Source organism: Burkholderia sp. D-99, from assembly GCF_011605345.1.
Taxonomy (GTDB): Bacteria; Pseudomonadota; Gammaproteobacteria; order Burkholderiales; family Burkholderiaceae; genus Burkholderia.
Window position 1 is genome coordinate 80,852 of sequence record NZ_JAAOXM010000002.1, and the last position, 14,421, is coordinate 95,272.

The following is a 14,421-nucleotide window of genomic DNA, read 5'->3' on the forward strand; positions in this document are numbered from 1 at the left end:
GTCTCAGAACGCAAATGCGTCGCCCAGCAAACGGAGGGCGTGTCCGAACGGTCTGGTGGCGGCATCGGAAGATGCGGAATTCGTCGCCAGCGAAGACACCGCGATCCGCGGATCGCTCTTTGGCGATTGCTCGACGGACACGCCCGGACGTGCGTCCGCTATTGCGGTCGTCCGACGGGACGCCTTCCTGGACTCCAACGGCATCGCTTCATCTGGCCACGTCATCGCACCCGGTAGCCCCGGTGGCAACGGCACGGCAGCGTGCCTGGCTGCGGCAATCGCCGCTGCCGGCAACGGCGGCGGACTGGCCGTCGACACCTTCGGCCCGGTGCTCGCCGCCCCGGTCATGAAAACCCGTGCAGGCAGCACGAAGTTGCGCAACTGGAGCACGTCGAGCGGGCCGGCGCCCGCCTCGCTGCGCAGTTGTACCTTCAGCGGGACGCCCTGGCTCGTATCCGGCGTCCAGGTCAGCAGGTAACGTGCGTTGTCCTGTTGCGTGACCTTCGCTCGCTCGAACAGGCGAATAAGGCCGAAGCGCCCCTGCGAATCGAGCGCCGTCCGCAAACCACCCTGCTCGGTCTGCCATTCGATATGCGACAGGTTTTCGAGCGACTGGCCAGGCCATTCGAACGGCGTCCATTCCTGCTTCTGGTTGAAGTAGTGCAATTCGCGGCCGGACAACACGAACCGCATGTCGGTGACGCCCGGCGTCGGCACCGCCTGCAACTCGTAGCGCACGCGTGCATCGCCGGACGGGAACAGCACCGTCGAAATGCGCGTGAGTTTGTTCAATCCGCTCAGGAAGCCCGGATCGATCGTCAGCGCACCGGAATCGGTGCCCTGCGCGGGTACCCAGCGGTCGCCCTGCCGCTCGATGACGCCGGCCAGCTGCGTCGTCACGAACTGTGTGATCACGCCACCATCGGGTCGCATGAAGCGCGCCATTTCGGGCAGCGACGCGTCGTTGTCCGAATCCGCGAACGGATAGCGGCCGCCGAACGACTTGTTCCAGTCGGCCAGGATCGCCGCGCGCCAGATCTCGTTCAGGCTCGACGCTGCAGGCTGCACGATGACCTGCCATGCCTGATCGAACGGCGCCCGGAATAGTGCGCCGAAGCCGGACCACTGTTCGCCGAGGCTCGCGGCGACCCGGCTCGCATAGTCGCGACTGTCGGCGATGTCGGATGTCTTGCCTTGCAACACCGACTGGGCTGCCAGTCGCGCAACCGCATCCGGATCGACGCTGGAGACAATCTGCGACGTCTTCAGGCGCATGGCCGTGATGCGCTCCAGATAGCGGGCGAGGCTCAGATCACCGGTCGCGGCCATTTGCGCGGCGGAGGTTTTGCCGTTGGCCGGTACGCCGGAGACGAGATCGCTGCCGGTCAGACGCAAGATCGGGCCAAACGCCGCGGCCAACGGCGCGAGCTGCGGTTTGCCCTGCTTCGACGGATCCTTTTCGTCGGCACCGACAAGCTGCTGCGCCTTGCTGATCAACGTGTCGGACAGCGACTGCATGTTGGCTCCTGTTCCCGCCTGATAGACGATCGCGTTCATCAGCGCGACGAGCGGCGAACGTTGCGGATCGCCCAGCAAGGTCAGTTGATCGGCCGTGGCGGAAAGCGTCGGTGCCGGTTGCCAGCGCACGCTGTTGAGGAACAGTGCCCAGGCGCGCGCATAGTCGTCGAAATAGCGTTGGCGCAGTTCGTCCTTTAGTGTCGACGAGGGCTGGCCGGCGGCCTTGGTGTCGGAAAGCACCCAGTCGCTTGCCACGTCGTGTTGCTCGCCGGCTTCGTCGATGGCCTTGGCGATCCGTTCGTCCCATGCTCCGCGCGTGAATACGCCCGGTATGGTCATGGTCGTGTTGAACAAACCACGGCTTGTCGCGCCACCTGCACCGGCCTGGGATGCCGCGTCACCCAGCAACGTGGCAAGCGATACCGGCGGATACTTCGGCGCCGCTTCGTCGAGGATCTGCTGGTAGACCGCGTCACGCGAATTCTGAATGCCCCGAACGCCGATCACCGTCTGGCGAGTCGCTGCGATCAAGGTACTGTCCGGAACGATTGCCAACGCAGCCGCCGTCGACTTCGCACCGGGTCCCAGATGGTTCGTGAAGAATGTAATGGCTTGCTGCCGCAAGTCCTCCCATCTTCCTGGCGACAACGACGAATTGACGGGGCGCGCCGGCATGGACGTCGCGACGAGCTGGGGTGTCAGGAATGCCGCCACCGCGCGCTCCGGCTTCGCGAGCATCAGATAGGTTTTGAGTGTGTCGTATGCGGCCTTTACCTGGGCATCCCCGCCGCTGGCGATTTCTGCGTCGGATAGCGATGCTAGTTGATGCAATCGCGCCTCAAGCTGCCGGCGAATCGGGCCGACGAGAATGCGGTTTGCCGCATCGGCATAGTGCGGCCAGAGGGCATCGAGCAATGCTTGGTCGCGGTTCAGGCCGAAACGGGCTCTCAGCGGTGCGCGCGTGCGCTGGTGGATTTCAAGTGTATCGATCTGACGATCGAGATGGGTAAGCGTCTGCAGGGACTGTGTCGGGTCCCGGGCTTCCTTGAGATTCACGACCGTGTCTGCCGCACTTTCGATGGTCGCGCGGTTGACCAAGCCGGACAGCATCGTGCCGGCAATCCAGCAACCGAGCAGGACAGTCGCCATCCACGCTGCCGTGGTCGACAGCGAAAAGCCGAAGCGGCGACCATGAACCTTGCGGCTGTGATCGGCGACGGTTTGCCAGATGGTCCGGTGTCGAGAATTGGACCGTAAGTCGCCATCAATCGAATCGCCTCTCGGCACACCGGGATCTGGCGACGCCAGATCCCGCACCTTGAATAGAGGTGCGAACATCAGCCCGTGAAGCGCATGTCTCGAAACGGTGGATTCAGCGGTTCGAAGCAGCAACTCCGACAACGCCCCACGCAACCTCGAAACATGCTGCGACAGTTCGGCCGGGTAACGGTCATCCGCATTCAAGGCGAGGCGTGCGACACCGGCGTCCGAGAGATTGTCGACGAGATTTCGCAACGACTCGTCAATCGCCTCACTATTCAAGTGGGTGTTCGCCCACGTAAAACCCATCGCTTCGTCCGGACCAGCTCGTTCGCTGCCGAAATCCGTCACGTCCAGAAGATAAGCCGGTGCGGCCCAGCGCAACGTGCGCGCGTGGCGAGCAAACCGCGCGACGAGTTCGTCGACGTCGAACGACGCATCGCCGGAACTCCGATGACGAGTAATGGCCACAATCGCGTCGACCGGACGACGTCGACGCAGGCGGCGAATCCGATCGAGCCATTCGGTGTCGAGTTTGTCGTCAATTTGCCGCGCATACAGCACGATCGTATTGCCGAGAATCGCATAGCCGGTATCGGCCAACCCGGGTGCGAGACGCCGGACGAGTGGATAGTCGCCGGCGACCAGCACCCAGCGATCACGATAGCGCCATCGCCAGCCGTGCCTCTCCATCTGGGCCTGCTTAAGCGATTCGGCTCGAATCGCGGCATTACCCGTCGGGCCGTTTCCAGACGGAGCCGGCGCGCGGCGAGCGTGATCATCGACCCACTTCTTCACGGCACGCCAGCCATTGGCCGGCCGGGACGAATCACTGAAGCTGGAAATGAGCAAGAGCGTCACGAATATGGCGCATAAAGCGGCCAGCGCCAATCCTCGATCCGCCGCGGATATTGAAATCCAGTGCGGTCGCATCCAGACGATCAGCCCGGGAAGGGCGACAAAAGCAAGGATCCCGAGCAGGTCAAGTTTGAATATCCGGTTCATGCGGGAGTGCGTGTGTTGTTGATGCGTTATTCAGATTCGTCAGGACAGCGATGAACATATGGGCTGCGTCGCGCTGTGCGACCAGCTGCGGCTTTGGCGATTGACCGGCCACGTATGCTGCGCAAGCAGCGGCAAGCCATCCTGCCGAGGTTCCCGCCTTGCCGACGATTCGATCGAGCTCGAACTCCTGTATGGGTTCGCCGTTCTCTCCTTCCGGACTGCCTGCGTTTAACGCCGCGCGCACGGAACCGGCCGCCTGGCTGTCGAATCCGGTCATCCACAACGCGCCGATGTCACCCACCGCGGCACCGCCCCAACGAAGCCCGTAGGTAAGCGCATGGTCAGGGTTGTCATTGCCGGCTCGACGGGGTCGGTGGAACGCGGCAACCGGTTGCAATTCGAAACGCGATGCAAGCGCCTCGGAAGCCAGCAACAATCCCACTCCTGCCTCCGCCGAATCCTTCGCCGGTGGCTCGCCAATCACCTTGTTAAGGGTGATGGATACGAGCAACACCGCATGCCGATGCAGCGGCCCGTTCCGATCGTCGAGCCAGGAATCTATCGTCATCAGATCGAGTGGGGCTGAAACCCGGTCCGTTATCGCGAATCGCAACGCGTGACGTCGCCATTCGCGCTGCCACAGCTCGACTACGTCGCGCTCTCCGGCATAACCGGAAAGATCGAGCAAAACGCGCAACGGTAAATCCGGATGAAGCGCGCCCAATGTCTTCTTCAGATCGTTCAGCAGTCGCTCGTACAACCATGCAAGAACCAACTCATGACGTTCGGCATCGTCAGCGGCCAGACGGGCTTCGATCGGCTCAAACCATCTTGCCGAAACCGATTCATTTGCTTTTCGCTCCGAAGCCCTGGCACGCAACCTCATCGTTCCATCGACAATCTGGTCGAGACCGGTTTTCGTATCGTCTGCGGTAACACGCGCGGCTACTCCCAGGACAAGCATCGGCACGCTCTCCCGCGCAAAAGCTTGCGCGTTGTACTTCCGGCTTGCATCGTTCCATGCCTGGACTTTCGCGCGTTCCAGTTCGTATGCCCGATAGCGCCGGGACACGACGAAGGCGGAAAAAACCGTCGGATAAACGGATACACATGTCCAGAACCATGGCGTGTGAGTCGGTTCGCTTTCCGGCCAAAGCATCAGTACGGCAAATATGCCGGCCGACGTCAGCACAACGAACACCGCGCCCCAGAGAAACCGCGACGGCGATTTGTCAGGAATCGGCTTCTCGGGCGGAAGGGATGAGAAATCCAGCGCCATCGATTAGCAGCGCCCGCTGTTCGGAAGAGAGGAAAGCAAACGACAACCGCACTCGCACAAATCGTCGTGTTGCGCGACTTCGCGACCGTCATCGAATGCCCCCGAGGTCGCGGTTGCGATACGGTTGTCGCCGTGCCGCGGGCAGGTCACAGGATCGTGGAGCCGCGCCAGCGGACGGCCCATGAAAAAGCGCGTGGCCGAACCGGCCGTCACGATGCCGCCGCCGGTATGACTGTCGCCGACGCGAATGATGCCTGTCATGTGTACCCCCGAAACAAACTGGCCTCGTCACCGCAGTTCGACGGTGAACGACTGATCCTGCGTTATAAGCGTCCCGGCAACCGGGCAGCGGGTGTCATCGCCTCGCTGGCCTGCCTGACGCGCTCGCCGTGCTTTTCGTCGCGCTTGCGTTTCTTTTCTTCGTCGACATAGTCGCTGCTTCCGAATGTGTCGATGGCGCGGGTCTGGAAGTAAAGATTCGACGAGAGCACATGGTCATGCCAGCTCGTCAGCATCGTGTCGTGAACCAGCAGGTCAAACAGCGCCATGACTTTGAGCGGCAGCGGATTCTTGCCGCTCAGGCCCAACTTCCAAGCCTGGATCAGCGTTTCCTGTTCCGGCGTCATCATCCAGGCCTCGATCATCGCTGTGCTGAACTCCGGGTCGGCGTCCCACGGCAATGAACCGTCTCGAGCCATTTCACGTATCCGATTGTCCGATTTCTGCAGCCCGGATTGCCGGGATTCTTGCCGCATCAACTCTTCGGACTCGCTCTGGATGCGCTCCCAGACGCCCACTGAAGGGCGCGCTTTCTCGATACCCGTATCGCGGCCAGAAAGCATCTCCGGCAAGACCGCGTTCTGCCAGCGCGCATAGGCCTTGCCGAGCGTCTCCCTATCCGCCGGCGGCCGCTGGTTGCGCAGTGCGAGATACGCGGCCTCGGCGTCGTTGCGTTCCTTCAGGAGCTCCCGATGCCGGGCAGCAAGGTCGTCGAAGCGGTTCGTCACGGTTGCGCGAAATGCCGGGGATTGGTAGCGAACTGCCATCCAGCGCAAAAATATCTGCATGTGTTCGACAAAGTTCAGGCGCGCGACGTAGGGAACTATCTGGCGGTAGGCATCAATCAGTTCTCCGATTTTGTAGGAGGTTTTGCCGTCGGAGATGGGATTAGCGAGGGTGAATCGCCGAAACACGTCTGGCTTCCATTTCGCCAAGTCCTCCATCGTATCCAGCACGACACCATGCGATACCGCTTCATTGAGCATGTCGCGCAAAACGACACGCTGCAGTTCCGCGCGTGCTCCGAGCGTTCCTGGAGGTGCCCCACCGGTAATGTCTTCGCTCGTTCCCGGATAGAGGTATTGAAGTCCGCGCGTATTCTCGAGGCTATCGAGCCGCTGATAGAAACGCAGTTCATGCGCCGCAGCAAAATGCACGCATCGCTGCACCGACGCTGGCACCGCCAGATCGCGGTCTCCGTAGTTCTGTTTGAGCAGGCCAAGAACCGGCACGATCCCCAGCAGCTTGTTCTCTTCCATCAACGAAGACACGGCATCCAGCAGCCCCAGGAACTTGATTTCTATCGGAATAGCCGTTTGGTTGGGATCTTTCGGATCGACAAAGGCCAGCTTCGTATCGCTCGGGCGCTTGTATCGCCGGGTCAGTTCATTCGCCAGCGCCCGAGCAAGAACACAGCCACGGTCGGCACCGAAGATCGATACCTGGATCCGCTGAACCTTTGGCGTCGTCTGCTTAGCGTCGGCAATTGATTTTTCAAACTGCGTCATCGCGGCCGCCAGCCGGTCCTCGACGCCTGTTCCAAATACACGGGCGACAGCACGGTTGTCGCGAAACCATGGAATCGAGTCGATCACCACGCCAAAGAACACCGATTTGGCGGCGCTTTGGGCGATTGATGGAAAATTCTTCTTCGCGTCGTAGAGAATTGCGCGAGTGGCGGCTCGGCCGCGTCGAAGCCAGCGGTTTTCACGCTGCAGTTGCAACACTCGGCCGATATTGCGCGGCGCCGATTCGACCGAGTCGACCAGATCTTTGAAAGACTGCACGACCGGCCGAAACGAAAATTCCTTGAGACCCTTCTTGAGTCCTTCCGTGACAGTGTCTTTCGGACTGATGGGAAGCCGTTTCATGCCGGTTACGCTCTCGCCGACGCTGACTGCGATCGAACCGGCTGCTGTGACACCTTGATTTCCAAGTTTAAAGGCTGCAGAGACGATCTGCCCCTCTCGGGCCTCCTTGTTCAACTCCGTTCCTAGCCCGGAATAATAGAGCGGATACCAAAAATGATTGGATTCCTTCCTCCGACGTCGGTCCTTGTTATCGCTATGAGCTTCCCAGAGTCGACAAATATTTGAGTATCGAGAAGTATTCTTATCATCGTAGTCTCGATGACGGCCAAATCCATCGAAGAAAAAACCAACGTGTATAACGGCACCGCACGGAATACAGTCGTCTTTCGGATACGCCTTCTGATTCTCCCCGATTGCAGCGCGCACTTCGGGCGGAGTTCTGTCAGCTGGATCTAGGATAGTCTTATCAGCCACGTTGCCCTCTCGACGTATCTCGTTCAAAGCGATCGCTCTTGATTTCCTGAACGACAGCGTTTGGAAGGCTCTCCATCGCCACACCGAACGCGCCCGGCTTGCCTTCCGTCTCCGTCAAGATCCGCTGCACCACCGGATGCTCATAAAATTTTGGATTGACGAGCTGCGTGTAGTACACGTACTGCTCCAGATCCTTCGTGTCGGCCAGCCGATATTTCAGCCACCCTTGCGATGCAACACGTGCCGTACGTCTAAACGCGACAGCCATGTCCGCATCATCGGGGTTGGCCGCTTCCCCATACGTGGTTTGAAACCAGTAATCCACTTCTGTGTAATCGATCCTCGTCCCACTCATGTCGTTACGAATCTCAAACTCGATGTGATCATCTGGATAAAAGTGCACCGCAAGCACATCCTCCCCCGCTCCGCCCTTGACTTTTGTCGGCGGAAATTTGACCTCGGTCGTCTTGTGGATCTTCTTGATCGGCGCATACAGATCCTTGATGGCTTCATCCGCGTCATAGATTTCCCAGTCGACCGTGAAATCCGTTCCCTTCAGCTTGTAGCAACAACTTAACCTCCCTGCGCCGGTACCTGGCGGCAAGTCGCCCCCTCCGCTCGCTCTGTTGCCATATTTGTCTCGAATCGTGAACTCGCTCAGATTGAACGGCGTGTAGTTGAGCCCCATGACGCTGACCCCGCGGTAGGTCGGCTCGGACGAAAACGCATCGCAGCCGGCTAACGTCAGTACGACGGCGAACAAGATGACAACCCGTTTAATCATTGCTGGAATACCTCAAACTCAAGAACACAATCCGTCATGCAGCCCTCGTTTCGCAAACTCGATCCCGGAGTCGACCTGGATGATCGGCATCCACCACTAGAGATGCCTAATCAAAGCGACCACGCTTGATTTCTCGAACGACGGCATCCGGCAAGCTCTCCATCGCCGCACCGAACGCGCCAGGCCTGCCTTCCGTCTCTTTCAAGATCCGCTGCACCACCGGATGCTCATCGAATTTTGGACCGACGAGCTGCGTGTAGTACACGTACTGCTCCAGATCCTTCGTGTCGGTCAGCCGATACTTCAGCCAGCCTTGTGCGGCAACACGTGCCGTGCGCCTATAGGCCACGGCCATGTCGGCGTCGTCCGGATTCGCCGCCTTCCCGTACTTGGTCTGAAACCAGTGGTCCACTTCCGTGTAATCGATCCTCGTCCCACTCATGTCGTTACGAATCTCAAACTCAATGTGATCGTCCGGATAAAAGTGCACCGCAAGCACATCCTCCCCAGCTCCGCCCTTGACTTTTGTCGGCGGAAATTTGACCTCAGTCGTCTTGTGGATCTTCTTGATCGGCGCGTACAGGTCCTTGATGGCTTCATCCGCGTCATAGACTTCCCAGTCAACCGTGAAATCCGTTCCCTTCAGCTTGTAGCAACAAGCTAGACTCCCGGCGCCCGCACTCGGCGGCAAATCGCCCCCTCCGCTCGCTCTGTTGCCATATTTGTCTCGAATCGTGAACCCGCTCAGATTGAACGGCGTGTAGTTGAGCCCCATGACGCTGACCCCGCGGTAGGTCAGCTCGGACGAAAACGCGTCGCAGCCAGCTAACGTCAGTACGACGGCGAACAAGATGACAACCCGTTTAATCATTGCTGGAATACCTCAAAATCAAGAACACAATCCGTCATGCAGCCCTCGTTTCGCAAACTCGATCCCGGTGTCGACCTGGATGATCTGAATCCACCACTAAAGATGCCTAATCAAAGCGACCACGCTTGATTTCTCGAACGACGGAATCCGGCAAGCTCGCCATCGCCGCACCGAACGCGCCCGGCTTGCCTTCCGCCTCCTTCAAGATCCGCTGCACCACCGGATGTTCATCGAATTTCGAATTGACGAGCTGCGTGTAGTACACGTACTGCTCCAGATCCTTCGTGTCAGTCAGCCGATACTTCAGCCAGCCTTGTGCGGCAACACGTGCCGTGCGCCTATAGGCCACGGCCATGTCAGCGTCGTCCGGGTTCGCCGCCTTCCCGTACTTGGTCTGAAACCAGTGGTCTACTTCCGTGTAATCGATCCTCGTCCCACTCATGTCGTTACGAATCTCAAACTCGATGTGATCGTCCGGATAAAAGTGCACCGCAAGCACATCCTCACCCGCTCCGCCGCTGACTTTTGTCGGCGGGAATTTGACCACGGTCGTCTTGTGGATCTTCTTGATCGGCGCGTACGGGTCTTTCATGAACTCGTCCTGGTCATAGACTTCCCAGTCAACCGTGAAATCCGTTCCCTTCAGCTTGTAGCAACAAGCTAGACTCCCGGCGCCCGCACTCGGCGGCAAATCGCCCCCTCCGCTCGCTCTGTTGCCAAATTTGTCTCGAATCGTGAACTCGCTCAGATTGAACGGCGTGTAGTTGAGCCCCATGACGCTGACACCGCGGTAGGTCGGCTCGGACGAAAACGCGTCGCAGCCGGCTAATGTCAGTACGACGGCGAACAAGACGACAACCCGTTTAATCATTGCTGGAATACCTCAAAATCAAGAACACAATCCGTCATGCAGCCCTCGTTTCGTAAACTCGATCCCGGTGTCGACCTGAATGATCGGCATCCACCACTAAAGATGCCTAATCAAAGCGACCTTGCTTGATTTCTCGAACGACGGCATCCGGCAAGCTCACCATCGCCGCACCGAACGCGCCCGGCTTGCCTTCCGTCTCCTTCAAGATCCGCTGCACCACCGGATGCTCATCGAATTTTGGATTGACGAGCTGCGTGTAGTACACGTACTGCTCCAGATCCTTTGTGTCGGTCAGCCGATACTTCAGCCAGCCTTGTGCGGCAACACGGGCCGTGCGTCTAAACGCGACAGCCATGTCCGCATCATCTGGGTTGGCCGCCTTCCCGTACCTGGTTTGAAACCAGTGATTGACTTTCGCATAGGAGATCCTCGATCCACTCATGTCGTTACGAATCTCAAACTCGATGTGATCATCTGGATAAAAGTGCACCGCAAGCACATCCTCCCCCGCTCCGCCTCTGGCTTTTGTCGGCGGAAATTTGACCTCAGTCGTCTTGTGGATCTTCTTGATCGGCGCGTACGGGTCTTTCATGAACTCGTCCTGGTCATAGACTTCCCAGTCAACCGTGAAATCCGTTCCCTTTAGCTTGTAGCAACAACTCAACCTCCCGGCGCCCGCACCCGGCGGCAAATCGCCCCCTCCGCTCGCTCTGTTGCCAAATTTGTCTCGAATCGTGAACTCGCTCAGATTGAACGGCGTGTAGTTGAGCCCCATGACGCTGACCCCGCCGTAGGTCCGCTCGGACGAAAACGCGTCGCAGCCGGCTAGTGCTAGCACTACGGCCAATATGACGAAGAACCGCCTAATCATGCGAGGCCCCCTCCGAATTCTCGGATTCCGACGTGATGCGAGACGCCTCACGCAAAACATCGGCATCGATGCGGCTCAATGCGTCCCGATACGTCTGCTCGCCGTTCATCGCGCTAGCCAGCCGCTTCCGAATCAGCGGATGTTCATCGAATCGCGGCGAAATGACGACGCCCTTTGAAACGTAGTTCAACAGGTCGTCATGGTCAGCGATACGGTATCGGTCAGCACGTTCAAGTTGTTCCGAAACACGTTGGTACAGCGTCAAATCCGTGAAATCGTCAAGCATGGCTCCATACATCGTGCGCAGTTGCATCACGACCTTGTCGACGCGACCGAGCCGCAGCAAAGCCATGTGCTGCTCCACTGCCATCACCTGTTCCTTCTCGACGATTGCATCGGCCACACCCGCATCGTTGCACCATACGATCTCGTTCGATTCGCGATCGCGATACCAGATCTCTGCACACGGCGAGAGAAACATTTGAGCCTGCTCTCCGCTCCAGACTATCCGTAACCTGGCGAGAATCCGGTTATCGTAAAAATGCAGGAAATACGCACGCTTGTCTGGCGTCGAATAACGACAGAACGATCGAAAATGCTCAACCAGAGACTGCGTCGGAAGCGGAGACCATATCCACGTCAGCATGTGCAGTCCGCTCGACTCTTTCCAGAGCCGCCGGACAAACCGGCTCTGCAGATCGCGCGGATCATCAAGTGCAAAGCGATCGATCGCAATCAGATAGGGGGCAATGTCCGTGTAGGACTCGAGAACAGTACCGTCCCACAGCGAGCGCCATTCCAGCCGAGGGACCTGAACCAGCAGTTTGTCGAGATCCGGATTGGCGCGCGTATCGGCGAGTATGTACAGGTACGCCGAAGCATCGCCGGCCTCGAATGCGTCGAACCGCGACAACAATCGATTGCGCCATGCCTCCCATGCCGCATCCGAATCACCGGCCGGCATCACACGCACGGATCCGGCCATCAAGCAACCTCCGTCATCGCTTCGACACCGCGGTGCGCATCCAGCAAGCACTCCTTGCATGGCCCAATTGGCATGCTCGGCAGTGGAGCCGAAAGCGAGGCGGGGCCGGTCCAGTGGAAATTTCCGCACTTGAGCGTGATATCTCCCGGGCATCCGAGTTCGATGTTGCCGCCGTCGATCTTGAGGTAGGCCCCCCCACTGGTCAGCGTAAGGGCTCCCCGCGAGGCAGCGAGAATCGCGCCATCGGCACTGGTAAAGTTCATGTCCTTCGACGCCGACAGCGCCATCGCACCCGTACGGGCCTGGACAACAACATCCTGCTTGGCTGCGATGACCCGAACCCCCTGTGCCTGCGCGAAGAGCGACACCTGTCTTCCCGCTGCAACGGTGAAGTTCCGCATAATTCCGACGTCAAAATTTCCGCCGGCAGTCGCAATCAGATTCCGGTCCGCATTGACCTGCAAATGCTCCCCGGACGTGAGTCCGATACCTGACGGCGCACTCACGAGAACTGCCGCACGCTTCAAGCCGTCGAGCGCTTCCGCATAGAACGACTTCTGTTGCTGCAGCTCGGCGACGGTCGCCTCCGCGGCTCGTACTGCCTCGGAAAGCGACTCCATGCGATCGATCGCCCGCAGCAACTGCTCCTGGGCGTCTTTCATGTCGAGCTGGTGACCCGAGGCGCCAACCTGCGCTTCGGTACTCAGCAGCATGCCCTTTGGGCCGCGCGCCGCCAGATGTCCATCGGTACGTAGCTCGGCCCCCTGGCCTCGTTCGTTGCGGGCACCATCGACCATGTTCCCCAGATTCAGCTCACTGGTCTGATTCGGCGTGGTCAGGTGAATATGCTCGACACCCTCCTTATCCTCCATCCGCAGCTCATTCCGCGCTGCCGTCCGAATCAGGTTCCGCGTATGGTTCAGGTTGTTGACCAGATCCGGATGCACGCTGTCGTGCATCGCCCCGATGATCACCGGCCGGTTCGGATCACCGTCCGTGTGAACAATCGCCACCTCCGCGCCATCGATCAGCGGAAAATGATGTCCATAGTTGTCGCCGCTATACGGCTTCGCAAACCGCACCGGCCGGCTCGTGCCGCCCGGGCTCCATTCATCGAGGTCGAACGGCAGCTTGATCACGTACCAGCCCTGCTCGGTCAGATACGCGTACTTGTAGTTGCCCGGCGACGTAATCCGCGCTGGCAAGATCCCTTCGACTACCGGCCGCGAGACAGACGCCACCGGCGTGCGCCACACGCGATCCGACGGAATCCCCTCGAACGCCACCCAATACGCCTCGCTGCGCCCGCCGTGCGACTCGACCGACGTCACGAAAATCCCGTGCTTCGCATCGACCGGATTCGGATCGACCCGCATCACCTCGCCGGCTTCGAGCCAGAACGGATTGCCCGTTCCCTTGAAGATGATCTGTCCGGCCAGATAAGCCTCGTGCCGCAACCGGGCCACGCGCCTGCCATCCTCCGGTGTTTCGTAATGCTCTCCCCAGCGATAATCGACCGAGTTCGTCGTCTTGTCGTCACGCGCGACGTTTTCCTCGATCAGCAGCGACACACCGGCCTGCCGGTGGTTGTAGTCGTGCAACCGCACCGTTTCCGGCACACGTTGCATTTCACGCTCGAGCGTCTTGATCCCGTCGGCCCCGACGCTCTCCAGCCCCGAATCACGACGATACGGAACCGTGCGCTGCTTGCGCGCATAAGCATCCAGATCGTCGCCGAACACGACCACCGCACGATCCTTCTTCTGCTCCCACCGGAACCAGATCCCTGCCTCGGCGCAGATACGCCTGATGAATGCGAACGTCGTTTCGCGATACTGCGTCACGTATTCGCGACGCTTGTACTCGCCTCGCAACTGGAACTGGAAATCGACGCCCGCGCGATACCCGTAATGCCGCAACGTATCGGTCACGATCTCTTCGACCGACTGCTTCTGAAACAGCCGGCTGGTCACGCCGCGATCGAGATCCGCCAATGTCGGCTCCAGCACGACCCGATAGCGCGTCTCGTCAGCCGACGTCCCGAGCTCGTCGAACCGGGTGATGACCCCGTGCACCGTATATGCCGGCGGCTTCGTGCTGAATTGCCCGGCGTTCTCCCCGAACATCTTCTGGAGATACCCCATATCCGGATCGACCGGATCGACGATGAACTTCGCCGGCCGGCCCAGCACCTGATCCATCGGAATGCCCGCGACCGGGCTCGTGAATTCGATCTCGTACCGGTACAGCTGACTGATCCGGTCCAGCCCGGTGAACGTCAGGATCGAGAACGGCGCCGGTTGCGGCGCCAGTTTCAATTCATAAGCCTGCGAAGGCAGAATCATCGACATGGGATCTCTCGGTTGCGCGAACATGCGGCACACCGGGGCGACTCTCGCCACCCCGGGTGCCT

The 14,421-nt window shown here is 59.6% G+C and carries 10 protein-coding genes; all 10 read right to left on the reverse strand.

The window, feature by feature from the left end; genetic code table 11:
* Nucleotides 1-3: 3 nt before the first annotated feature.
* A complete protein-coding gene (locus tag HAV18_RS07385; protein WP_166954334.1) occupies nucleotides 4-3,783 on the reverse strand; it encodes an ImcF-related family protein in 3,780 nt (1,259 codons plus the stop codon).
* Nucleotides 3,761-5,062, reverse strand: coding sequence for a hypothetical protein (locus HAV18_RS07390; RefSeq protein WP_166954336.1), 1,302 nt, complete (start codon nucleotides 5,060-5,062; stop codon nucleotides 3,761-3,763). The genes HAV18_RS07385 and HAV18_RS07390 overlap by 23 nt, the downstream gene beginning before the upstream one ends.
* A gap of 3 nt (nucleotides 5,063-5,065) precedes the next feature.
* Nucleotides 5,066-5,323: a PAAR domain-containing protein gene (locus HAV18_RS07395; RefSeq protein WP_166954338.1), complete on the reverse strand. Its 258-nt coding sequence runs from the start codon at nucleotides 5,321-5,323 to the stop codon at nucleotides 5,066-5,068.
* A 62-nt stretch (nucleotides 5,324-5,385) separates the two neighbouring features.
* Nucleotides 5,386-7,326, reverse strand: coding sequence for a DUF2235 domain-containing protein (locus HAV18_RS07400; protein WP_243771573.1), 1,941 nt, complete (start codon nucleotides 7,324-7,326; stop codon nucleotides 5,386-5,388).
* A 292-nt stretch (nucleotides 7,327-7,618) separates the two neighbouring features.
* Nucleotides 7,619-8,410: a hypothetical protein gene (locus HAV18_RS07405; RefSeq protein WP_208101855.1), complete on the reverse strand. Its 792-nt coding sequence runs from the start codon at nucleotides 8,408-8,410 to the stop codon at nucleotides 7,619-7,621.
* 106 nt (nucleotides 8,411-8,516) lie between these two features.
* The gene (locus HAV18_RS07410; protein WP_208101857.1) at nucleotides 8,517-9,281 is read right to left on the reverse strand and encodes a hypothetical protein; all 765 of its coding nucleotides are present in this window, start codon (nucleotides 9,279-9,281) and stop codon (nucleotides 8,517-8,519) included.
* Between the two features lie 106 nt (nucleotides 9,282-9,387).
* Nucleotides 9,388-10,152, reverse strand: coding sequence for a DUF3304 domain-containing protein (locus tag HAV18_RS07415; RefSeq protein ID WP_208101859.1), 765 nt, complete (start codon nucleotides 10,150-10,152; stop codon nucleotides 9,388-9,390).
* Nucleotides 10,153-10,258: 106 nt separating this feature from the next.
* Nucleotides 10,259-11,023 carry a DUF3304 domain-containing protein gene (locus tag HAV18_RS07420; protein WP_166954342.1) on the reverse strand — a complete coding sequence of 255 codons (765 nt, stop codon included), beginning with the start codon at nucleotides 11,021-11,023 and terminating at the stop codon, nucleotides 10,259-10,261.
* Entirely contained in the window at nucleotides 11,016-12,008 is a 993-nt protein-coding gene (locus tag HAV18_RS07425) for a DUF4123 domain-containing protein (protein ID WP_166954344.1), read from the reverse strand. The genes HAV18_RS07420 and HAV18_RS07425 overlap by 8 nt, the downstream gene beginning before the upstream one ends.
* Nucleotides 12,008-14,359 (reverse strand): type VI secretion system Vgr family protein, encoded by a 2,352-nt coding sequence (locus tag HAV18_RS07430; RefSeq protein ID WP_166954346.1) that lies wholly within the window; start codon nucleotides 14,357-14,359, stop codon nucleotides 12,008-12,010. The genes HAV18_RS07425 and HAV18_RS07430 overlap by 1 nt, the downstream gene beginning before the upstream one ends.
* Between the last annotated feature and the right edge of the window lie 62 nt (nucleotides 14,360-14,421).

What these genes read in the sequence shown, in the direction of transcription:
- HAV18_RS07385 (WP_166954334.1), bottom strand. Translation starts at nt 3,783, where the DNA reads ATGAACCGGATATTCAAACTTGACCTGCTCGGGATCCTTGCTTTTGTC.
- HAV18_RS07390 (WP_166954336.1), bottom strand. Translation starts at nt 5,062, where the DNA reads ATGGCGCTGGATTTCTCATCCCTTCCGCCCGAGAAGCCGATTCCTGAC.
- HAV18_RS07395 (WP_166954338.1), bottom strand. Translation starts at nt 5,323, where the DNA reads ATGACAGGCATCATTCGCGTCGGCGACAGTCATACCGGCGGCGGCATC.
- HAV18_RS07405 (WP_208101855.1), bottom strand. Translation starts at nt 8,410, where the DNA reads ATGATTAAACGGGTTGTCATCTTGTTCGCCGTCGTACTGACGTTAGCC.
- HAV18_RS07410 (WP_208101857.1), bottom strand. Translation starts at nt 9,281, where the DNA reads ATGATTAAACGGGTTGTCATCTTGTTCGCCGTCGTACTGACGTTAGCT.
- HAV18_RS07415 (WP_208101859.1), bottom strand. Translation starts at nt 10,152, where the DNA reads ATGATTAAACGGGTTGTCGTCTTGTTCGCCGTCGTACTGACATTAGCC.
- HAV18_RS07420 (WP_166954342.1), bottom strand. Translation starts at nt 11,023, where the DNA reads ATGATTAGGCGGTTCTTCGTCATATTGGCCGTAGTGCTAGCACTAGCC.
- HAV18_RS07425 (WP_166954344.1), bottom strand. Translation starts at nt 12,008, where the DNA reads ATGGCCGGATCCGTGCGTGTGATGCCGGCCGGTGATTCGGATGCGGCA.
- HAV18_RS07430 (WP_166954346.1), bottom strand. Translation starts at nt 14,359, where the DNA reads ATGTCGATGATTCTGCCTTCGCAGGCTTATGAATTGAAACTGGCGCCG.